Below are 21,297 nucleotides of genomic sequence, written 5' to 3' on the forward strand. Positions count from 1 at the left end.
CTCAGGGTGCCTCGACCAGTTGCCCATCGCCACCTGGCACCAGCCGCATCAACGCGCCATGGCCCACCTCGACCTGCAGCAACTGCTCCCTGGGCAAGCCACGGGCACGGGCCAGTAACAGCCGCATGACGCCGCCATGGGTGACCAGCAGCACGCGCTTGCCGGCATGTTGAAGGCGCAAACGCTCGACAGCCGCCAGCACCCGTTCGGCAAACGCTTCGACCGGCTCGCCATTGGGCGGTGTGAAGGCGTAAGGGTCGGCCCAGAAACGGCCCAGTGCATCAGCCTGGTGCTCCATGATCTGCGCGGCACTTTGGCCCTCCCAATCACCGAAGTGCAGTTCCTGCAGGGCGGGCTCACGCTGCACAGGCAGGTTCAACTGCGCACCCAGCTCATCGGCAAAGCGCCCACAGCGTTGCAGCGGCGAACTGACCAGCACCTGCCACGGGCCGGCGTCGGCCACGGCGCGGTGCATCTGCGCCCAGCCCTTGTCGGTCAAGGCATCATCAAGGCTGCCACGCAGGCCGCCCTGTTCCGTTTCACCATGGCGCAGCAAGTCGAGGATCATGCCGGGCGGTCCGCCACCGCGGCCTCGGCAAAGGTCGCCATCTGCCCATGCAGCGCACAGGCCAGGCGCAACAGCGGCACCGCCAGGGCAGCGCCACTGCCCTCACCCAGGCGCAAGCCCAAGGCCAGCAAGGGCTCGGCCTGCAGCGCAGCAAGCAAGGCCTTGTGCCCGGGCTCAGCCCCCTGGTGAGCGAACAACAGCCAGGCCCGACACTGCGGGTTGAGGCGCACTGCCACGAGCGCAGCGACACTGCAGATAAAGCCATCCACCAACACCGCGACACCCGCCTGCGCGCAACCTATGTAGGCACCGACCAACGCCGCGATCTCGAAACCGCCAACACAGCCCAGTACCTGCAACGGGTCTTCAGCACGCAGGCCATGCAGGCGCAGCGCCCTCTCGATGACTTCAGCCTTGTGCTGTACCCCGGCGTTGTCCAGGCCAGTGCCAGGGCCACTCAGCTCCGACGCCGGACACCCCAGCAGAACACTGGCCAAGGCTGCGGCGGCTGTGGTGTTACCAATGCCCATCTCGCCACCGATGAACAGCTGTGCGCCCTGTTCGGCGCCGCGCTGGGCACTGTCGCGACCGGCCTGCAAGGCCGCTTGCAGCTGGTTTTCGGTCATCGCGGGTTGACGGGCAAAGTTGGCAGTACCGGTGCCCAGGCGCAGATGGCGCACGCCGGGCAACTCTAACTGCGCGTCAATGGTGCCCAGGTCGACCACGTCCAGGCTGGCCTGCAGCTGCCGCGCCAGCACACTGATCGCCGCGCCCCCGCCGACGAAGTTACATAGCATCTGCCCGGTTACCGCCTGCGGATAGGCCGAGATGCCCTCTTCGACCACGCCGTGGTCGCCGGCAAAAATGGTGATGGCGACCTGATCCAGCGTGGGTCGTTCAAGCCCCTGAAGGCCAGCCAGCTGAATCGCCAGCGCTTCAAGTTGGCCGAGCGAGCCTGCAGGTTTGGTCAGTTGCTGCTGACGGGCGCGGGCCTGGTCCATGGCGGCGTTGTCGAGGGATTGGCAGGCGTCACGCCACCAGGCTTGGGTCATAGTGCAGGTCCTTTGAGGATTAAGGGCAGGCCGGCCACGGTCAGCACGACACGCTGACAGCGTTCGGCCACCGCCTGGTGCAGCCAGCCGGCCAGGTCGACATAGCGCCGGGTCAGCTCGCCCATGGGCACGACGCCCAGGCCGGTTTCGTTACTGACCAGGATAAGGGTGCCAGGTAACTGTTCCAGGCACGCCAGCAGGGCATCACGCTCCTCGGCCAGGCGCTGGTCATCTTCCAGCATCAACAAATTGGTCAGCCACAGGGTCAGGCAATCCACCAGCAGGCAGCGCCCTTCGGCCGCTTCGGCGCGCAGTACCGCGGCCAGGGCCAAGGGCTCTTCGATCAACCCCCAGTCATCCGGCCGGCGCTGACGATGCAGCAACACGCGTTCGTTCATTTCGCCATCCAGCGGCTGGCTGGTGGCGATGTAGGTCACCGGCAAGCCGCTGGCACTGGCCAACTGTTCGGCCAGGCGGCTTTTGCCAGACCGGGCGCCACCGAGAATCAGGTTACGCATGTCAGGCTACCCCACACAGCTGGCGCAACTGCGCGGTGTCCAGGTGCTTCTCCACCAGATCGGCCAGGCGCTCGATGTCGTGTTCGCGCAACGCTTCGTAGTCGATAGCCTGCACATCCTCCAGCCCGGCCCAGCGCAATAGCGCGGCACACGACTGGCTGCCTTCGAACAGGCCATGCAGGTAGGTGGCGAGGATCTGGCCATCGGCACTGACAGCGCCATCATGGCGGCCATCAGCCAGTTGGACCGCGGGTTGCGCCAGCGCAGGCCCCGTCGTAACGCCAGCATGAATTTCATAACCGGTTACCGCTGCCGCTTCAAGGCTCAGCGTGCCGGCCACATTGCGCAGTTGCTTCTCGGCTTCGAGCACTGTGGCATAGTCGAGCAGGCCGAGCCCCTGGCTAGAGCCTGCGGCCCCCTCGAGCCCCAGCGGGTCATGCACTTCCCGCCCCAGCATCTGCAGGCCACCGCAGATACCGATCAGCTTGCCGCCATAGCGCAGGTGCCGCTCGATGGCCTTGTCCCAACCGCGCTCGCGCAGTTGTGCCAAGTCGCCCCGCACGCTCTTGGAGCCCGGCAAGATGATGAGGTCGGCAGCCGGAATAGGCTGGCCAGGGACGATGAACTGCAAGTCCACCTGCGGGTGCAGGCGCAGCGGGTCGAAATCGGTGTGGTTACTGATACGCGGCAGCACTGGCACGATCACCTTGAGCACACGCGCGTGCTTGACGCCTTGACGCACATCGATACCGTCTTCGGCTTCCAGGTGCAGGTCGGTAACGTAAGGCAGTACGCCCAGTACCGGTTTGCCGGTGCGTTGTTCCAGCCAGTCCAGCCCTGGCTGCAGCAGGGCGATATCGCCACGGAAGCGGTTGATGACAAAACCTTTGACCCGCGCCTGTTCAGTGGTCGACAGCAGTTCCAGCGTGCCCACCAGATGGGCGAACACACCACCGCGGTTGATGTCGGCCACCAGGATCACCGGGCAGTCCACCGCTTCGGCAAAGCCCATGTTGGCGATATCGCCGGCACGCAGGTTGATCTCTGCCGGCGACCCCGCGCCCTCGACCATGACCACCGGGTACGCGGCACTCAGGCGTTGGTGAGACGCCAGCACCGCTTGCATGGCCGTGGTTTTATAGTCGTGGTAGGCCACTGCATTCATGCTGGTGACCGCCCGACCGTGGATGATGACCTGGGCGCCGGTATCGCTGTTGGGCTTGAGCAGCACCGGGTTCATGTCGGTGTGCGGTTGTAGCCGGCAGGCCTGGGCCTGCACCGCCTGGGCACGGCCGATTTCCCCGCCATCAGCCGTCACCGCGCTGTTCAGCGCCATGTTCTGTGGCTTGAAGGGCACCACAGCGACGCCCTGGCGCAACAGCCAGCGGCACAATGCGGTCACCAGTGTGCTCTTGCCTGCGTCGGAGGTGGTGCCTTGCACCATGAGGGTCGTCATGCCGTTTCCTTCTGATAAGCCGCCAGGGCCTGGGCCAGGCGCTGTTCGTCCGCCGTGCAGGCAGGCAACCCCAGGCGCACGGCTGCTGGCTGTTCGAACAGCCGTACCAGGATGCCGCGCCGGGCGAGAAATTCATGCAGGCGTGCAGCGTGCTCGCTACGCACGTACTGGAACAAGTCGCAGCCACCACTAGGCGCCAGGCCGGCACTGCGCAACACGTGCGCAAGCCGCTGGCCGGCAGCAGCACAGCGTTCGGCCTGCGCGCGCTGGGCAGTTTGATCGGTCAGGCTGGCCTGGGCCAGCACCCGGGTCGGGCCGTTGACGGTCCAGGGGCCGAGCAGCTCGGCCAGGCGCAGCAGCAAGCTGTGTTCGGCGGCAACGAAGCCCAGGCGCACGCCAGCCAAGCCGAAGAACTTGCCAAACGAGCGCAGCACGATCAGCCCCGGGCGTTCGGCGCAGTCCACCACGCTGTCCGCCGGAGAGTTGTCCATGAATGCTTCGTCGACCAGCAGCCAGCCACCGCGGGCCGCCAGGCGAGCATGCCAAGCCAGCAGACGTTCGCGCGACACCCGTTGGCCGGTCGGGTTGTTGGGGTTCACCAGCACCAGCACATCGAGGCCGTCGAGCGCAGCCTCAACTTGCGCCTCATCCAGCGCCAGCAGTTGGTGCCCCGCCCGTTGCCAGGCATAAGGGTGTTCGGCATAGCACGGCGTCAGCACGCCAACCCGGGCCGTTGTACGCAGCAGCGGCAAGGCCTGGATAGCGGCCTGGGAGCCGGCTACCGGCAGCAACTGGCGGGCGCCGTAATACGCGCGCGCGGCGTCCTCCAGGCCGTCCTCGGTTTCTGGCAGGCGGGCCCAGGCGTCGACGGGAATCGGCGGTACAGGAAATGGCCAGGGCGCAATGCCGCTGGACAGGTCGAGCCACTGCTCACGGGCAATACCGTATTGCTGCACCGCGCGTAACAGGCGGCCACCATGTTCAAGCATTGATATAGGCCCCCAGGCAAATCATCAGCAGCCACAGCCACACGCCGCGCTGCACCAGCTGCCAGCCGCGCTCGATGGCATCGGCATCGGCCACTGGCCCCTCGCCCAGACGCGGCCGCTCATGCAGTTCGCCGTGGTACACCGCCGGGCCACCAAGCTCGACGCCCAGCGCGCCGGCGCCGGCAGCCATCACCGGCCCGGCGTTGGGGCTGTCCCACAGCGGGCCCTGCTTGCGCCAGCAGGCCAGGGCCAGACGGGTCTTGCCCAACAGGGCATAAGTCAGGGCCACCAGCCTTGCAGGTATATAGTTGAGCACATCGTCGATGCGCGCCGCGCACCAGCCAAAGCGCTCGAAACGTTCGTTACGGTAGCCCCACATCGCATCCAGCGTGTTGCTCAGGCGGTACAGCACCACGCCTGGCGCGCCGGCCACCACAAACCAGAACAACGCGGCGAACACTGCGTCGCTGCCGTTCTCCAGCACCGACTCGGTCGCCGCTCGGGCCACTGCTGGCTCGTCCAGTTCGCGCGTTTCGCGGCTGACCAGGTAGCCAACGCGGTGCCGCGCCTCCGCCAGGTCGCCCTGGCGCAAGGCGTTGGCCACCGGCAGCACATGCTCGCCCAGGCTGCGCAGCCCCACGGCGCAGTAAAGCGCCAGCACATCAACCAGCCAGCCAATATACGGCAGCCACGAAAGGACCAGCGCCACCAGGGTCAGCGGCACCACCGCCAGAAACCACGCGCTCACGCCGTGGCTGCGCCAGCCGCGCCCGCACGCATTCAGGCGGCGCTCCAGGTTGCCGGCCATGTTGCCGAACGCCACCAAGGGGTGGCGCCGCTGTGGTTCGCCCAGCAAAGCGTCCAGGGCCACCCCGGCCACAGTCAGCAAGGCCACGCTCATTGACGCTCTCCCCATTGGTTTTCGTAAAGCATTTCACTCAGGGGCCGCTCTTCGGCCCAGCTTTCCTGCACCAACATCGGCACCGGATAGAACGCGGCGACCGGCCCAAGGCACAGTACCGCCACCGGCTTGGCCCCGGCGGGCATGCCCAGCAGCGCGGCCAACGCCTGCGGGTCGAACAGCGACACCCAGCCCATGCCCAGCCCTTCGCCACGCGCGGCCAGCCACAGGTTCTGGATGGCACAGGCCAGCGAGGCCAGGTCCATCTCCGGCAGGGTGCGGCGGCCGAAGATGTGAGGCTCGCGGTTGTCCATCAAGGCCGCCACCAGCAGCTCGGCACAATCGTTTATGCCCTCCACCTTCAATTTCATGAAGGCATCGGATCGCTCGCCCAGCGCCTCGGCCGTGCGTACCCGCTCCGCCTCCACCAAGGCCTGGATGCGCCCGCGCAGGTCACGCTGGGTGATGCGGATAAAGCGCCACGGCTGCATAAGCCCGACACTGGGCGCCTGATGCGCGGCCGCCAGCAAGCGGCCAAGCAGTTCAGGTGCCACCTGGCCACCCGCAAAATGGCGCATGTCGCGGCGCTCGCCGATGGCCCGGTAAATGGCGGCGCGCTCGGCGTCGCTATAGGCGTGATCATTCATGGTCGCAACAGCGCCGCTGCCGCATCCGGGCAGGAAGGGAAATAGAAGTGCACGTAAGAGGCCGTCAGCCGGCCCAGACGATAAACCGCCTCGTTGCCACGCCCGCCGTTGGGGCTCAGACCTCGGGCAATCGGTTCCAGCGCAGTGCTGGTCAGCGAATGGTGATAGGTGTGACCGCGCAAGGTCCCCTCCGGCAGCTCCACCGCCTGCAGCGCCAGGGCGGCCAGGCGCTTCTGCATGGTCGCCTCACCCGGCAGCAGGCCGAGCAGTTCGGCACGTTCACCGGCCACGTCAGTCAGGGCATCGAGCAGGTAAAGCATGCCGCCGCACTCGGCCAGCAATGGCTTGCCCTGCGCGTGGTGGGCGCGGATCGCCTCGCACATCGGTGCGTTGGCGGCCAGCGCATGGTGATGCAGCTCAGGATAACCACCCGGCAGATACAGGCTGTCTACCGCCGGCAGTTCGTGGTCGTGCAGCGGCGAGAAGAACACCAGCTGGGCACCCTGGTTGCGCAACAGGTCGAGGTTAGCGCCATACGTGAAGGCGAACGCCTCGTCCCGCGCCACGCCAATGCGCACACCGGCCAGCGAGGCCACGCAGGCTTGCGGTTCAGGCTCGGCAAAGCTGACTGGCGGCGGCAACGCCGCATCGCAACTGGCGCCCAACGCTTCGGCGGCAGCGTCCAGGCGGGTGTCCAGGTCATTCAGCTCGCTGGCCTGCACCAGGCCCAGGTGGCGGCTGGGCAGTTCGATGCCGCGTTCGCGGGACAAGCCGCCATACCAGCGCAAGCCCTCGGTCAGGCTGCCTTCGAGCAGTTGCGCATGACGCAGGCTGCCTACCCGATTGGCCAGCACGCCGGCGAACGGCAGATCGGCCTGGTACCGCGCCAGGCCCAGGGCCAGGGCACCGAAGGTCTGGGCCATGGCTGTGCCGTCGATCACCGCCAGCACCGGCACGCCAAAGTGGCGCGCCAGGTCAGCGCTTGACGGGGTGCCGTCGAACAGCCCCATCACCCCTTCGATGAGGATCAGGTCAGCCTCGCCAGCAGCTTCCCACAGCAGCCGACGGCTTTCCTCGGCACCGATCATCCACAGGTCCAGCTGATACACCGGCGCGCCACTGGCCCGTTCGAGAATCATCGGGTCAAGAAAGTCGGGCCCGCATTTGAACACCCGCACCTTGCGCCCGAGGTTGCGGTGCAGGCGGGCCAACGCAGCAGTGACGGTAGTCTTGCCCTGGCCTGAGGCGGGTGCCGCGATCAACACGGCGGGGCAGTGGCGCGATCGACTCACAGTTCGACGCCCTTCTGTGCGCGGATACCGGCCTGGAAGGCGTGCTTGAGCATGCCCATTTCGGTCACGGTGTCGGCCAGTTCGATCATCTCAGGCTTCGCAGCGCGGCCAGTGACAATCACATGCTGCATGGGCGGGCGGGCCTGAATGTCGGACAGTACCTGGTCCAGGTCGAGGTAGCCATGTTTGAGGGCGATGTTGAGCTCGTCCAGCACCACGAACTGTACACCTGGGTCCTGCAGCAACTGGCGCGACACCGCCCAGGCGGCTTGCGCAGCGGCGATGTCACGCTGGCGGTCCTGGGTTTCCCAGGTAAAGCCCTCGCCCATCACGTGGTAGCGCACCTGTTCGGGGAAGCGACGGAAGAACAGCTCCTCGCCGGTGCTGTTGCGGCCCTTGATGAACTGCACCACACCGCATTGCATGCCGTGGCCCAAGGCGCGCGCGAGCATGCCGAAGGCCGAACTGCTCTTGCCCTTGCCATTGCCGGTCAGCACCAGCAGCAGGCCGCATTCGTTAGGGGAATTGGCGATGCGTTCGTCGATGACCGCCTTCTTGCGCTGCATGCGCGCCAGGTGGCGTTCGTCGCGTTCGGTGGATTCGCTCATCAGGGTTCTCCGCTGGCTGTCACCACGGCAATGCGCGGCGACAGGTAATAGGCAGGCAAACGGAGAACGCGCAGAGGCCATGGCTGGGCGCCACGGTGCACCGCGCATCACCCTCCGTGATGCCGTTGGCAGTATCAGGCCGGTCTCCGGGCTTGTGAGTGGGCCTTGGCCCTGGCCTGCGCGCCTTCCCGGATGCTGGCATCCAGTGGCCCTGCGCGGCCTTTTACTCATCCACCGTTGCGGGGGCAGCGCCGGAATCGCGCCATGCTGGCGCCCACCGGCTTCCCAGTTTCACCCTGCCCAGTCGGGGCTGGCAGGGCACCTGAAACACGCCGCGAAGGTTAGAGGGTTGCACCGGGAGCGTCAATCGAAGCGGGTGATGCCGCCAAAGTATGCGCGACTTCAATGAGGCCGGCGCGAGGCCAGCTGAAGCCGGCCAAGGCGGGATAACGGTGGCCGACGATGGCGGCAATGTGATTTTGGCGGGTGGGCATAGCCCCCTGAATCTCGGCAGCCTGTAGCGGCCCCAAGTTCAACGGGACCGCTTACAGGCATGGATATCAAGGGTTCTGTGCCAGATGCCCTTGCGGAATCACCCGCTTGGCCTGCAGGTAGGCCTTGGCCCAGTAGCTGTTCGACAGGTAGTCCAGGCGCACGGTGCCACCGGTGGAAGGTGCATGCACGAAGCGCCCGTCCCCGACATAGATGCCGGCATGGCTGACCTGCGAGCCGCCACTGGTGGCGAAGAACACCAGGTCACCAGACTGCAGCGAACTGACATCCACCGTCGGTGCGCGCATGACAATCATCTCTCGCGTCGAGCGCGGCAGGCTGATGCCAGCAGCATCACGGTACACATACTTGATCAGGCCGCTGCAGTCGAAGCCGGAGTCCGGCGTATTGCCCCCCCAACGATAGGGCGTGCCAACCAGACCAATGGCACGGATCAGTACGTCATCGGCAATCGGTGAAGGACTGGGCTGGCTATAGGTAACCTGCGGCTGTACCACAGGGGCCGGCGCAGGCGCACGGCTGGAGCATGCAGCCAGCAAGGCTGCCAAGGAGAAAAATGCGAAGCGCGCCATCTTTACCATGGCCAGAACATCCTGTCTGAGACCGCTGCGCTGCAGCCGAAAAGAGTTGAGAATTTAGATTAGACGCTTTCTGTAAATGCGCACGGCGGCGAGCTTTTTTTAAAGCATCACCGCCGCGGCAGGGTACATCATTTTGATATCAGTTGCGCGCGATGTTGGTCGGCGCCATGGCCAAGGCTCGCTTGGCTTCAATGAAGGTCTTGCTCCAGTAACGATCACCGAGGCTGTCGATGCGCACACCACCACTGCGGCGGCTGCTGGAGTGGATGAACTGGTTGTCACCCAAGTAGATCCCGGCATGGCTTACCCGGCCACGGCCATTGGTGCTGAAGAACAGCAGGTCACCTGGCTTGAGCTTGTTGCGGGCCACTTTCGGGGCATCGACGTTGATCATTTCACGCGTGGAGCGCGGCAGCGTCATGCCCGCCTCTTCGCGGAACAGGTAACCGATGAAGCCACTGCAGTCGAAGCCGGACTTTTCCGAGGTACCACCGAAGCGGTAGCGGGTGCCGATCAACGACATGCCGCGCTCGAGAATGCTGTCAGCCAGAACCGGCAATTGGTAAGGCTTGCTGCCGGAGAAAGACGCCAGGTCATCTTCGGTGGCCAGCTCTTCCGGCTCGCCGAACACCGACGAAGAAGAGGCTTTGGCGTTGATTGCCGATTGTGCAGTGATCGGCGTGTGATCCTGGGGCTGGGATACCGGGCCTTGGGCCGCGCAGCCAAAAAGCAGGGTCACGAGTGCGAGTGGCACGAGGGGTGCGAAGCGCTTCAGCATGGGCACGACCGTGTCTGTAATCCTTTAGAAGGGTGAAACTATGCCCTCTATCATGGCCATTTGCAAATTTTATCGAAAAAGATGTGACTTTTTTGTTTTACCGCTCTGGCCCAAGGTTTTCAGGGGGTTACCAGCCGAGGGTTTCCTTGAGAAACGGAATGGTGAGCTTGCGTTGTGCCTGCAGCGACGCCTGATCGAGGCGCTCGAGCAAGTCGAACAACGCGCTCATGCTCCGCGCGCCGCGCGTGAGGATGAAATGGCCGACCTCGTCGGTCAGGTGCAGGCCACGGCGCGAAGCTCGCAGCTGCAAGGCGCGCAGCTTGTCTTCGTCGGACAGGCCGCGCATCTGGAACACCAGGGCCAGGGTCAATCGCGACTTCAGGTCCGGCAGCTTGATCGGCAGCTCACGCGGTGATGCCGAGGCAGCCAGCAGCAAGCGTCGGCCGCTGTCGCGCAAACGGTTGAACAGGTGGAACATGGCCTCTTCCCAATCAGCCTTGCCGGCGATCACGTGCAGATCGTCGATGCACACCAGTTCGTACTGGGCCAGGTAGTCGAGCAGTTCGACGCCACGATCGAGCAATTGCGCCAGCGGCAGGTACACAGCAGGCTCGCCACGTTGCTGGAAGCGATGGGTGGCGGCCTGCAGCAGGTGGGAACGGCCAACACCCTGCTTGCCCCACAGGTAGATAAGGCTCTCGGTCCAGCCGGCGTCGGCTTCGCATAGCCGCTCGACGTAACCCAATGCCGCAGCATTGGCGCCCGGATAGTAGTTGATGAAGGTGGCGTCATCGCGCAGGCGCACACCCAGGGGCAACTGGATCGGTGGTTTCATGCTCGCGGGCGGTCGACGGGACCGCTGGGGGCCTTTGGTGAACAATCTGCAAAGTCTATACCCGCAACGCGGGGCGCACAATCTCGACTGCAGATAGGGCAAGCAAAATCAACAAGTTGCGCTGCACAAGCGAACGACGGATGCAGGACAAACCGTGCTCAGCGCCCGCGAGATCGGGCGCCGCGAGGCGGCGCTCAATTTCGCGCGCGCGAAACAGCTCAAGACGAAACACAGGGGGTTCAAAGCTCCGGGTCGATGTTCCCGGCGTACATATCCGATTCCTTGTACAGGGCATGCACATGCCGCAGCAGCACCATGATCACCGCCGCCACCGGCAGCGCCAGCAGCACACCGGTAAAGCCGAACAGTTCACCCCCGGCGAGGATGGCAAAGATCACCGCAACCGGGTGCAGGCCGATGCGATCGCCCACCAGCAGAGGGGTCAGCACCATACCCTCCAGCGCCTGCCCGACCATGAACACCGCAACGATGCCCAGCATCGGATACAGGTCGCCACCGAACTGGAACAGGCCGGCCACCAGCGCGGCACCAATGCCAATGATGAAGCCCATGTAAGGCACAATGGCCGCAAGGCCTGCAAGCATGCCGATCAGCAGACCGAGTTCGAGCCCCACCAGCATCAGGCCGGCTGAATAGATGACGCCCAGGGCCAGCATCACCATCAGTTGCCCGCGCACGAATGCCCCCAGCACTTCATGGCATTCACCTGCCAGGCCCATCACTTGCGGCTCACGCTGGCGCGGCAGCAGGCCGCGCAGCTTGCCCATCATCAAGTCCCAATCGCGCAGCAGATAGAAGCCCACTACCGGAATCAGCACCATGTTGGCCAGCCAGGCCACCAACGCCAGGCTTGAGGCGGTGGCCTGGGACAGCAGCATGCCGACGATATCGGTGGTCTGCCCCATGTGCGCGCCGATGGCGGCCTTGATCTTGTCGAACTTCCAGAAACCATCGGCCAGGCCAAGGCGGCCCTGTACCCACGGCAGCGCGACATGCTCAAGCCAGTCGAGCATCTGCGGCGCCAGCTGGTACAGGCGCACCAGCTGCTTGGCCAGCATCGGCACAAGCACGAGCAACAACGCCAACAGCAACAGGGTGAACAGGCCGAACACCACCACCACACCCCAGGTACGCGAAAGCCCCAGGCGCTCGAGACGATCGACCAGCGGGTCGGCCAGGTAGGCCAGCATGATGCCGACCAGGAACGGCGTAAGAATATTGTGCAGGCTATAAAGCAGCACAGCGATCAGCAGTGCAGCGCCCAGCCAGATCCAGCGACGCATGTCAGTCACGGTAAGCGCCCCTTACCAGCGAAAACGCAAGCCGTCGAACGGCTTGGGTGCGGGCTGCGCGGCTGCGGCATCCACTGCCGGTGCTGGCGTGGCCGGTGCTGGCGGTGCCTGCTCGACCGGCACTTCCTGCAGCTTGGCCAGGCCAAGCTGGGCACGCAGCTGTTCACGATTGCCCGTAACCCCGTAGGTCAGGGTAGTGCCTTCAGCCGCCTGCAAGCGTGGGCCATAGGGCTCCAGCACGCGAGCCAGTTCGGCATAGCGCTGCAGGTTCATGCCCTGCACTTGCACCTGCAACTGGCTGCTGGCACCCGGCCGGGTAACGTAGCGCGGCGCCAGGCGGCTGCTTACCGCCATCATCACCGCGTCAGCCAAGGCGGCCTGGTCGGCGCCCTCGGCAGTGCCCTGCTCACGCTGGTCGCCCAGCCACAGCTGCCACTTGCCCTGCCACTTGCCGTCGGCTTCCTGGGCATGTACCGCCAGCAAAGCATCGGCGCCGTAGCGCTCGGAAGCTTCGCGCAGCGGTGCCGGATCGTTGCCTTCGACCTGCTTGGCATTGGCGACCAGCTGCTCCTGCAAGTCGGCCAGCGGCAAGCGCAACGGCAGACCACGGTGCTGGGCGGCGCGGCGCAGGGGTTGGGCACTGGCCTGGCCATCACCGACCAGGTTGCTGCCCTCAACGGTGTCGTTCAACCACCACCCCAGTATCGAGGGCCGGTTACTGCCCCACAAAGCCAGGCCAGCCTTGCGCAAAGCCCGCTCGGTGCTACCGGGGTCGAACTCGACCACGACCGACTCAGGCGGGCCGGCTTCGCTGCCCACCTGGTTGATGATCTGCTGTGGGTCCTTGCGCAGCTCGGCCAATGCAGGGCTCTGCACGGCCTTCGGGTCACCGGTCAGACGCTGCACCAACGTGTCCAGGGCTTTGACTGTGGCCGCGGTACGGGCTTCGGCGCCCGGCCCGGTGACCGGCTCGCGCACCTGATAAAGGCCGGAGACATTTTCAGCCAGGGCCGTGGCCGAGATCAGGGCCAGGCAACCGGCTGCCAGAATATTGAACAAACGCATGGAGGATTCCTGTCCAGTCGAGCTTCAAGCCGTAAGCTTCAAGCTGCAAGAAAAAGCAGGCCGAGCGCCAAGCTGCATTGTCGTGCAGCCGCAAGCTCGTTGCTTGCAGCTTATACACATGCAACCGCATCAACCACCCTCCCGCTTTTTTCAACAATTACCGCCCTGCCCGTCGGCCTGAGGATGGCCGCTGCCCGGCAACCCTGATAAAATCGCGCGCCTTCACAGACCACTGACGTTTCAGACCGCCGCCGCTTATCAGCCGGCCTTGGCCGTCATGGTCGTTTTTAAGAATCCCTCCCTCCTAAAGGCCTGGATCAATGAGCAAGCAACCCTCCCTGAGCTACAAGGACGCCGGTGTAGACATCGACGCCGGCGAAGCACTGGTCGAACGCATCAAGGGCGTGGCAAAACGCACCGCACGCCCTGAAGTCATGGGTGGCCTGGGCGGCTTCGGCGCCCTCTGCGAGATCCCGGCCGGCTACAAACAGCCGGTGCTGGTCTCCGGCACCGACGGCGTCGGCACCAAGCTGCGCCTGGCGCTGAACCTGAACAAGCACGACAGCATCGGCCAGGACCTGGTCGCCATGTGCGTCAACGACCTGGTCGTTTGCGGCGCCGAGCCGCTGTTCTTCCTCGACTACTACGCCACTGGCAAGCTGAACGTTGACGTGGCCGCCACCGTGGTCACCGGCATCGGCGCCGGTTGCGAACTGGCCGGCTGCTCGCTGGTCGGTGGTGAAACCGCCGAAATGCCTGGCATGTACGAAGGCGAAGACTACGACCTGGCCGGTTTCTGCGTAGGCGTGGTGGAAAAGGCCGAAATCATCGACGGCTCCAAGGTTGCCACCGGTGATGCGCTGATCGCCCTGCCGTCCTCGGGCCCGCACTCCAACGGCTACTCGCTGATCCGCAAGATCCTCGAAGTGTCGGCTACCGATATCGAGAACACCCAGCTGGACGGCAAGCCGCTGACCGACCTGCTGATGGCGCCGACCCGCATCTACGTCAAACCGCTGCTGCAGCTGATCAAAAACACCGGCGCCGTCAAGGCCATGGCCCACATCACCGGCGGCGGCCTGCTGGACAACATCCCGCGCGTACTGCCGAAAAACGCCCAGGCCGTGGTTGACGTGGCCAGCTGGCAGCGCCCGGCGGTGTTCGACTTCCTGCAGGAAAAAGGCAACGTCGACGAGCACGAAATGCACCGCGTACTGAACTGCGGCGTGGGCATGGTCATCTGCGTGGCCCAGGACCAGGTCGAAGCCGCCCTGAACGAACTGCGCGCCGCCGGTGAGCAACCGTGGGTAATCGGCCACATCGCCGAAGCCGCCGAAGGCGCTGCCCAGGTCGAGCTGCAGAACCTCAAGGCACACTGATGCCGAGCAAGACCTGCAATGTAGTGGTACTGCTGTCGGGCTCCGGCAGCAACCTGCAAGCCCTGATCGACAGCTGCCAAGGGCAGGACAACCCGGTGCGTATCCGCGCGGTGGTTTCCAACCGCGCCGATGCCTACGGCCTGCAACGCGCCGCAGCGGCCGGCATCGACAGCGTCGTGCTCGACCACACCCAGTTCGACGGCCGTGAAGCCTTCGATGCCGCGCTGATGGCGCGCATCGACGGCTTTGCCCCGGACCTGGTCGTGCTGGCCGGTTTCATGCGCATCCTCAGTGGCGACTTCGTGCGCCACTATCAGGGCCGTCTGCTCAACATCCACCCGTCGCTGCTGCCCAAGTACAAGGGCCTGCATACGCATCGCCGGGCATTGGAAGCTGGCGACGCCGAGCATGGCTGCAGCGTACACTTCGTGACTGAGGAACTCGATGGCGGCCCACTGGTCGTACAGGCTGTGGTACCGGTGGCGTCTGATGACACCGTCGAAAGCCTGGCACAGCGGGTACACCATCAGGAACACCTGATCTACCCACTGGCGGTGCGCTGGTTCGCTGAAGGGCGCTTGCGTCTCGGCGAACACGGTGCATTACTGGACGGCCAGCCACTGGCGGCCAGCGGTCACTTGATTCGATCCTAGGAGAATTTATGCGTCGCGCCCTGCTCTTGGCTCTCGCCGTGCTCGCCCTGCCCCTCCAGGCAGCTGAACTGAAGCCCTTCTCGGCCAGCTACACCGCCGACTGGAAGCAGCTGCCCATGAGCGGCACCGCCGAGCGCAGCCTGGTCAAAAATGCCAACGGTACCTGGGACCTTAACTTCAAGGCTTCCATGATGATCGCCAGCTTGACCGAGCAAAGCACCCTGCGCCTGGACAACGACACCCTGCTGCCACAGAAGTACCACTTCGAGCGTGGCGGCCTGGGCAAGGCCAAGAAGGTCGACCTGAACTTCGACTGGAGCACCAAGAAGATCACCGGCAGCGACCGTGGCGATGCCGTCAACCTGACACTGAACCGCGGCGTACTGGACAAGTCCTCCTACCAGTTGGCCCTGCAGCACGACGTAGCCGCGGGCAAGAAGAGCATGACCTACCAGGTGGTGGACGGCGACGAGATCGACACCTACGACTTCCGCGTACTGGGCACCGAAAAGGTCACCACCAAGACCGGCCAGGTCGATGCCGTGAAGGTCGAGCGCGTGCGCGATCCCAGCCAGAGCAAGCGCATCACCGAGCTGTGGTTCGCCAAGAACTGGGACTACCTGCTGGTGCAACTGCGCCAGGTAGAGACCGATGGCAAGGAGTACGTGATCGTGCTGCAGGATGGCACGGTCGATGGCAAGCCGGTGAAGGGAAACTGATCGCACACTGCCTGCAACACCTGAAGCCCCGCCCAGTGCGGGGCTTTTCTTTGCTGCGAAAAAGCCCACCCAGGCAGCATCCCTTTGAGCTTCATGAAACTTGTTTCATGCCTGTTTTACTTACTTAGCCTGCTAACAAACTCTATAAAGAAGACGTGCGACACACTGTCGCAGCCATCTTGAAGAAGTGGAGTTTACCGATGACTGTCCAAGTAACCGAACGCGACGAATCGAGAATGTCCCACGAAGGCCTGGCCGCTGGCGTGCGGATCTGGGATGTGTACCAACAAGGTCAACTGGTGGGCATGTTCCATAACGAACACGAAGCACACCAATACCGCGTAGAGCTTGAAGACCTGGAAAAACAGCGCACCACGCAATGACCCTGCCCATTGCGGCGACCCCCTGACTCACCAGGGCTGAGTGAGCAACCCCACAATACTGCGGCATTACCGGAGCATTGTGGGGTTGCCATGTCAGGGCCTACACCGCCCCGAAACGCACCTCTACCGACAGGCTGCCCAGGTTATCGCTCAGGCCAGCCCCGTAACGCCCGTCCAGGTCGTCATTGATGCACAGCTGCAGCTCACCTTGCTGGCCACGCGGCAATTGCACCTGGTTGCCGACCAGGAACGGCGCACCGCTGTTGCCGATACGCCCGATCAACGCCCCTTCCGGTTGACCAGGCAAGGCATAACCGGGCTTGGCGATCAACCTTGGGTTGCCCGCCGCGCCAACCATGCCGGTGGCCGGGTTCGCTGTCCACTGCCCGCCCGTGCATACCGCCAACTGCCAGCTCTGCCCATTGACCTGCATGCCCGTGCCCTGCCATGCCTGGTTGGCCTGCACCTGCACGGTGCGCTTGAGCAGGTCGCTGGCCACCACGTCGGCGGCCTGGAACGTCAACGCGGTGATGGTCAAGGTCGGGTTGGCGGTGCCGGTAGTGGGGAACACGCCGTCGCCGACCAGGAACAGGTTGGGGTGGTCCCAGCTGCGCTGGTCCTTGTCCACCACCGACTTGGTGCGGTCCGAGCCCATGCGGTAGGTGCCCATCAGGTGGCCAGCGCCGTAGAACGCGTAGTTCTGGCCGTCGTACTCGAACACCGTTTGCGAGCCGGGCTCGAGCTTAGGGTTCAGGTCGGTCAGCTCGGTAGCGCCCATCAGCTCGGTGATGATGTGCGTGGCGGCCAGGCGCGCCTGCTTGAAACCCTCCTTGGTGTAGTCGGACAGTTCGTAGGTGATCTGCGGCCGAGGCAGGCCCAAGCCGTCGGCGAACTCCGTACTCCTCTCCACCCGGCACAGCGCATTATCGGGGTCTTTCTCCACCTGCTCGACCAAGAAGCCCAGACGGAACTGGCGGGTCAGCACGCTGTTGAGCTGCTGCACCAGCGCCTGGCCGGACAACGCCAGCTTGCTGGGGTTAGCGCCGCCGTGGTTGGTGCCGTCGATGAAATCGCAGACCGAGGTGTAGGGGTCGTTCACCGACCAGTTCCAGCCCTCGTTGCCGATTTCGATACGCCAGGCGGCACGCTGGCTGCGGAACGGGCCATCGCGCATGTCCTCAATCCCCGAGGTTGACAACGGCCCACGGAACGGGAACAGCGGCTTGCCTTCGGGCATAAGCCCCCAGGCCAGGTACACCGGGTGGTCTGCCAACGCCTGGCCGACCTGGCCGCTGCTGTTGGCGACCCCTTTAGGGCTGTTCGGACCGATGGAGTTGAGCAGCAACTTCGGCGTTTCGATCGCGTGGGCGGCGATTACGTAGCGTTTGCCCTGGGCCGTGCCGTTCTGGCGCGTACCGTTGTTCTGGTACTGGATGAAATCAATGCCCGTGACCCCATTGGCATCGACCTGTACCTGGCTCGCCACGGTCTGGTAAAGGATGCGCACGTTGCCGGTATCCAGTGCCTTGGCCATGGTCACGGTGGCGTCGTACTTGGCCTGGATCGGGCAGATCGGCGTGCAGCTGGTGTTGCCAGCGCACACCCGGCGGCCGTTGTCATTCTGCGAGTTGCGCCCGGCCGGGGTCTGCCGGACGTTGAGGGTGACACCTGGGTACGGCTTGCCGTCAGGCCCCTTCTCCGGGCTTTGGTACACGGTGCCCGTGACGTGCTTGCCCAGGCCTTGGTCGACCAGCGACGGCGGGATGCCATGCATGCTGTATTTGTAGCCCTGCGGAAAGGTCACGCCCAGGTAAGTCTGCGAGGCGACATCCGCGGACACGCCCATCTCTTCCTCGGCGCGGCAGTAGGCAGTCTGCAGGTCGTCGTAACTGAGCGGCCAGTCGACCCCGACGTTGTACGCAGTGCGCATGCGAAAGTCGTTGGGCAACAGGCGCAGGGCCGTGCCCATCCAGTGCCACATGGTGCCGCCGCCTACCCGCTCGTAGGTGCTGGCGAACAGGTGCGGCCCCTTCTGCACCAGGTAGCTCTTCTGCGCCTTGTTCGGATCTTGGCTACCCGCGGTGATCAGGTCCTGGATGGTCGCCCGTGGCGCGAACTGCGTGGCCGGGGTCTGCTCGCTCTGCTCAGGTGGGTACGGCGACTCGGGCGCCTTGAGCACCGCGGTGTAGAAGCGCTCCAGGTACTCGCTGCGATTGGGCGGAATGGCCGGGCCCGATTCGAGCACCAGCACTTTCAACCCGGCCAGGCCCAACTGGTAGGCCATGACACTGCCGGCCATGCCGGCGCCCACCACGATCACATCGGCAGTTTCGATGTTCTGGGTTTGTACATTGCTCATGGCTGCTGCCCTTCCTTGGCGTCGACACCGGTGAATTGCTTGAGGGTCGGTGGCTGCTCACCCCAGTATCCGAAGTGGAACTGGCTGTAGCCCATGGGGTGGGATTGGGCGATCTTCCACGCCCAGCTCTCCTTGTAGGCCTGGTCGGAGACCACACGCGTGTCACCCGTGCGGGCGTTGCCCAGGTCGTAGGGTTGGTACCAACTGCCGAGCAGCCACAGCTTCATGATCGAGCGGGCGCCCTGGGCGATTTGCGGGTTCGCGTTAGCGAGCACGGCACTGGCGATTTGCGCGGGCGGCTGGCTCTGGATGCTGGCGTACAGCTCCAGCAGGCTGCTGAACGCCTCAAGGCCCATGCCTTGCTGGGCGGTGGCGAAGAACACCGGCGGCAGGTTGATCGGGTCGACGGAAGGCGCCAGCAGCTTGGCCGACAGGCCAGTGAGCACGGCGGACAAGCCGATGAAGTTTTGCAGGTTCTGGTCGCTCATGGCATCACTCCTTGGCGCCGGTGGATTGGGCACGTTCAAGCAGGAAAGTGAAATCGGCGAAGCTGGTGCGTGGCGACTGGGTCACGCGGGTGGTCGCGTTGTTGTGGCACTCCATGCAGCTGGACGAGGCCTGCGGGGTGGTGCCCTGGTTGTAGGTCTCCAGGGTGGCGTTAGCCAGGAAGTTCGGCGCAGGCGTACCTAGCGGGTTGGTCGGCGACGGCACCTGGCAGTCATCGGCCGGGTCGGTGGGCCACTGGGTGCTGATCAGGTGGTAGTTGGCCCACACCGTGCCCTTGAGAGCGCCTTGCCACTGCGCGTTGAGCTGTTGGGTGGCGGCGGTGATGGGAATGTCACGCACGATCTGCGAGGGGATGGCCTTCTTCGACGGGTCCCACGGTTGCGCGGGCGGCTCGTTCACCGGGCGGTTGCCGGCCTGGGCGTCGTAGAACAGGTAGGGCCCCTTGCGCTCGTTCATTGGCGTGGTCTTTTCCGGCACGTTGCGCACGTGCTCGAACGTCGACCATACCCACTGCGGTGCGCCCTCGGTCTTGTGCACGATGTGCAGGCCTACCAGCCCGACCTTCTGCGCATTGCACGATTCGGGGATCACTGCCCCCTTGTTCGGGTCGGCGTTGCCGGGGGTGTAGACCAGCGCGTCGACGGCGTGGAACTCCTGCGGGTTGTCGCTGCCACCGAGCACTTTCCAGGCCGACTTGACCATGATCGCGCCGACCTGCTGGGCCTTCTGCGAACCGCAGGCGAAAGCGATGCGGTTGTCGGCCTTGCTCAGGAACGCTTGCTGGCCTTCCTTGCTGTACAGGCCATTGTTGACGATGTCATCGAACATTGGCTGGTTGACCATGATCGCGTTGCGCGTGTAGGTGCCGCTTTGGTCGACCAGCGGGCCGGTCTTGAACGGCTGGATGAACTCATCGAGCACCCCGGCGACCTTGCCCATCTGTTGCAGCACCGGCAAGTCACCCTTGCCTTGGCAGGCCGCGGGCACGGGCGCCTGCTGGTCCCAGGCGACGGGTTTCTGACCCTTGGGCAGAAAGATCTCGTAGCTTTCTTTCCACGACTCCCACACGGTCTTGCCGGGCGCGCCGATCTTCGCCGAGGTGTTGGCACTGCCGTCGGCGTTGGCGGGCCAGTTCAGGGCGACGAAGGTTTGCCACGACAGCACGTCGAAATCGTGTTGCAGGTTGTCCAGGGTGAAGGGGGGATTGGCGGTGACATCGAAGGGAATCGCAGGTGACAGCACCGGCGGGCTGGCCGCATCGGCCATGGCGAACGCGCTGGTGAAGCTCGCACCCAGGCACGCCAACCGTTTCAGGGTTATTTTCATTGTCGTCTCCTCAGCAGATAAAGCGTCGGGACGACGAGGCGTACTGGCCCTTCCTGGACCGAATGTTCAGCGCTATCCCTGACGCTAAGCTGGAGGCTAGCCGTTGTGCCGGAACCCTAAGAAATGTCCGACGAACGGAGGGAACCAAGACGATAGTACAAGTGATTAACCGCGCCGGTTCGGTGAGCGGCGAACCCTTTCGCGACGCAAGGCCAGCGTCTTCTTGAGAACGCGCGTGTCGCGAAAGGGCCGCAGAGCGGCCCTGCGATCTTGAATGAACCGCATTAACGCCAAGGCGGGATTTTCGTGGTTACCACATCAGATCATCAGGGATCTTGTAAGCCGCGTACGGGTCGTCTTCGTCCGTTTCCTCGACATGGCTGTTGAGCAGCAGAATACGGCCAGGGTCGCGCTCCTGGATCTTCAATGCGGCCTCACGGGGGATAACCTCGTAACCACCGGCATGGGCTACCACGGCCAGCGCGCCGTTGCTCAGCTTGGTGCGCATCAGGGCGTTGACGGCAATGCGCTTGACCTTCTTGTCGTCGACGAAGTTGTAGTAATCCTCGGTGCTCAGTTTGGGTAGGCGAGTGGCCTCGATCAGTTGCTTGACCTGCGCGGCACGGGCCTTCTGCTCGGCCTTTTCCTGCTGCTGGCGGTTCAGTTCCTGGTCACGCCGGGCTTTTTCAGCCATGGCTTCCTTGGCCATGCGCTGCTGGCTGTCGTCGACTTCGACCTGGCCTTTGTGCTCCATACGCTTCTGTTTCTTTTCAGCTTTGTTGGTCTGCGAGACCTGTTTCTGGTTGACCAGACCGGCTTTGAGCAATTGGTCGCGAAGGGAAAGGCTCATGAATA

Annotated in this window: 22 protein-coding genes and 1 riboswitch; of the genes, 4 read left to right on the plus strand and 18 right to left on the minus strand. The window is 64.3% G+C overall.

What is annotated here, in order from left to right:
* Nucleotide 1: 1 nt before the first annotated feature.
* From ACK59Z_RS06695 to ACK59Z_RS06760, 14 genes are all read right to left on the minus strand, one after another.
* Nucleotides 2–568, minus strand: coding sequence for a histidine phosphatase family protein (locus ACK59Z_RS06695; RefSeq protein ID WP_409292658.1), 567 nt, complete (start codon nucleotides 566–568; stop codon nucleotides 2–4).
* Nucleotides 565–1,620 (minus strand): nicotinate-nucleotide--dimethylbenzimidazole phosphoribosyltransferase, encoded by a 1,056-nt coding sequence (gene cobT / locus ACK59Z_RS06700; protein ID WP_060538690.1) that lies wholly within the window; start codon nucleotides 1,618–1,620, stop codon nucleotides 565–567. The genes ACK59Z_RS06695 and cobT overlap by 4 nt, the downstream gene beginning before the upstream one ends.
* Entirely contained in the window at nucleotides 1,617–2,138 is a 522-nt protein-coding gene (cobU, locus tag ACK59Z_RS06705; protein ID WP_003252463.1) for a bifunctional adenosylcobinamide kinase/adenosylcobinamide-phosphate guanylyltransferase, read from the minus strand. Before cobU ends, cobT begins: the two co-directional genes overlap by 4 nt.
* 1 nt (nucleotide 2,139) lies before the next feature.
* A complete protein-coding gene (locus ACK59Z_RS06710; protein ID WP_108191547.1) occupies nucleotides 2,140–3,594 on the minus strand; it encodes a cobyric acid synthase in 1,455 nt (484 codons plus the stop codon).
* The gene (gene cobD, locus ACK59Z_RS06715; RefSeq protein ID WP_108191548.1) at nucleotides 3,591–4,583 is read right to left on the minus strand and encodes a threonine-phosphate decarboxylase CobD; all 993 of its coding nucleotides are present in this window, start codon (nucleotides 4,581–4,583) and stop codon (nucleotides 3,591–3,593) included. The genes ACK59Z_RS06710 and cobD overlap by 4 nt, the downstream gene beginning before the upstream one ends.
* Complete coding sequence (gene cbiB, locus ACK59Z_RS06720; protein ID WP_108191549.1) at nucleotides 4,576–5,484, minus strand: adenosylcobinamide-phosphate synthase CbiB; 909 nt, start codon at nucleotides 5,482–5,484, stop codon at nucleotides 4,576–4,578. The genes cobD and cbiB overlap by 8 nt, the downstream gene beginning before the upstream one ends.
* Nucleotides 5,481–6,131, minus strand: coding sequence for a 5,6-dimethylbenzimidazole synthase (bluB, locus tag ACK59Z_RS06725; RefSeq protein WP_003252453.1), 651 nt, complete (start codon nucleotides 6,129–6,131; stop codon nucleotides 5,481–5,483). Before bluB ends, cbiB begins: the two co-directional genes overlap by 4 nt.
* Nucleotides 6,128–7,423 (minus strand): cobyrinate a,c-diamide synthase, encoded by a 1,296-nt coding sequence (locus ACK59Z_RS06730; RefSeq protein WP_012053452.1) that lies wholly within the window; start codon nucleotides 7,421–7,423, stop codon nucleotides 6,128–6,130. The genes bluB and ACK59Z_RS06730 overlap by 4 nt, the downstream gene beginning before the upstream one ends.
* Complete coding sequence (gene cobO, locus ACK59Z_RS06735) at nucleotides 7,420–8,031, minus strand: cob(I)yrinic acid a,c-diamide adenosyltransferase (RefSeq protein ID WP_014754250.1); 612 nt, start codon at nucleotides 8,029–8,031, stop codon at nucleotides 7,420–7,422. Before cobO ends, ACK59Z_RS06730 begins: the two co-directional genes overlap by 4 nt.
* A gap of 119 nt (nucleotides 8,032–8,150) precedes the next feature.
* A riboswitch (cobalamin riboswitch) is annotated at nucleotides 8,151–8,372 on the minus strand.
* A gap of 219 nt (nucleotides 8,373–8,591) precedes the next feature.
* Nucleotides 8,592–9,125, minus strand: coding sequence for a C40 family peptidase (locus ACK59Z_RS06740; protein ID WP_003252446.1), 534 nt, complete (start codon nucleotides 9,123–9,125; stop codon nucleotides 8,592–8,594).
* A gap of 139 nt (nucleotides 9,126–9,264) precedes the next feature.
* A complete protein-coding gene (locus tag ACK59Z_RS06745) occupies nucleotides 9,265–9,903 on the minus strand; it encodes a C40 family peptidase (protein ID WP_003252444.1) in 639 nt (212 codons plus the stop codon).
* Between the two features lie 127 nt (nucleotides 9,904–10,030).
* Nucleotides 10,031–10,738, minus strand: a complete 708-nt coding sequence (gene hda / locus ACK59Z_RS06750; RefSeq protein ID WP_003252443.1) for a DnaA regulatory inactivator Hda — start codon at nucleotides 10,736–10,738, stop codon at nucleotides 10,031–10,033.
* A 239-nt stretch (nucleotides 10,739–10,977) separates the two neighbouring features.
* The gene (locus tag ACK59Z_RS06755; protein ID WP_409292662.1) at nucleotides 10,978–12,051 is read right to left on the minus strand and encodes an AI-2E family transporter; all 1,074 of its coding nucleotides are present in this window, start codon (nucleotides 12,049–12,051) and stop codon (nucleotides 10,978–10,980) included.
* A 12-nt stretch (nucleotides 12,052–12,063) separates the two neighbouring features.
* Nucleotides 12,064–13,116: a DUF2066 domain-containing protein gene (locus ACK59Z_RS06760; RefSeq protein ID WP_409292664.1), complete on the minus strand. Its 1,053-nt coding sequence runs from the start codon at nucleotides 13,114–13,116 to the stop codon at nucleotides 12,064–12,066.
* A gap of 320 nt (nucleotides 13,117–13,436) precedes the next feature.
* Between ACK59Z_RS06760 and purM the strand changes: the two genes are divergently transcribed.
* The 4 genes from purM (at nucleotide 13,437) to ACK59Z_RS06780 (ending at nucleotide 16,250) form a co-directional block, all read left to right on the plus strand.
* Nucleotides 13,437–14,495, plus strand: coding sequence for a phosphoribosylformylglycinamidine cyclo-ligase (gene purM / locus ACK59Z_RS06765; RefSeq protein WP_003252437.1), 1,059 nt, complete (start codon nucleotides 13,437–13,439; stop codon nucleotides 14,493–14,495).
* Nucleotides 14,495–15,148, plus strand: coding sequence for a phosphoribosylglycinamide formyltransferase (gene purN, locus ACK59Z_RS06770; protein WP_409292666.1), 654 nt, complete (start codon nucleotides 14,495–14,497; stop codon nucleotides 15,146–15,148). The genes purM and purN overlap by 1 nt, the downstream gene beginning before the upstream one ends.
* Nucleotides 15,149–15,156: 8 nt before the next feature.
* A complete protein-coding gene (locus tag ACK59Z_RS06775; protein WP_070096280.1) occupies nucleotides 15,157–15,867 on the plus strand; it encodes a DUF3108 domain-containing protein in 711 nt (236 codons plus the stop codon).
* Nucleotides 15,868–16,067: 200 nt separating this feature from the next.
* On the plus strand, nucleotides 16,068–16,250 hold the full coding sequence (locus tag ACK59Z_RS06780; RefSeq protein ID WP_181318783.1) for a hypothetical protein: 183 nt from the start codon (nucleotides 16,068–16,070) through the stop codon (nucleotides 16,248–16,250).
* A 100-nt stretch (nucleotides 16,251–16,350) separates the two neighbouring features.
* Here the strand turns inward: ACK59Z_RS06780 and ACK59Z_RS06785 are convergent, their stop codons facing one another.
* The 4 genes from ACK59Z_RS06785 to ACK59Z_RS06800 form a co-directional block, all read right to left on the minus strand.
* On the minus strand, nucleotides 16,351–18,609 hold the full coding sequence (locus ACK59Z_RS06785; RefSeq protein WP_108191552.1) for a GMC oxidoreductase: 2,259 nt from the start codon (nucleotides 18,607–18,609) through the stop codon (nucleotides 16,351–16,353).
* On the minus strand, nucleotides 18,606–19,097 hold the full coding sequence (locus tag ACK59Z_RS06790; protein WP_003252427.1) for a hypothetical protein: 492 nt from the start codon (nucleotides 19,095–19,097) through the stop codon (nucleotides 18,606–18,608). The genes ACK59Z_RS06785 and ACK59Z_RS06790 overlap by 4 nt, the downstream gene beginning before the upstream one ends.
* A gap of 4 nt (nucleotides 19,098–19,101) precedes the next feature.
* Nucleotides 19,102–20,442 carry a cytochrome C gene (locus ACK59Z_RS06795; protein WP_108191553.1) on the minus strand — a complete coding sequence of 447 codons (1,341 nt, stop codon included), beginning with the start codon at nucleotides 20,440–20,442 and terminating at the stop codon, nucleotides 19,102–19,104.
* A gap of 310 nt (nucleotides 20,443–20,752) precedes the next feature.
* Nucleotides 20,753–21,292 (minus strand): DUF2058 domain-containing protein, encoded by a 540-nt coding sequence (locus tag ACK59Z_RS06800; RefSeq protein ID WP_003252424.1) that lies wholly within the window; start codon nucleotides 21,290–21,292, stop codon nucleotides 20,753–20,755.
* Nucleotides 21,293–21,297 lie beyond the last annotated feature (5 nt).

Source organism: Pseudomonas sp. KCJK9058 (assembly GCF_046230975.1).
GTDB classification, from domain to species: domain Bacteria; phylum Pseudomonadota; class Gammaproteobacteria; order Pseudomonadales; family Pseudomonadaceae; genus Aquipseudomonas; species Aquipseudomonas alloputida.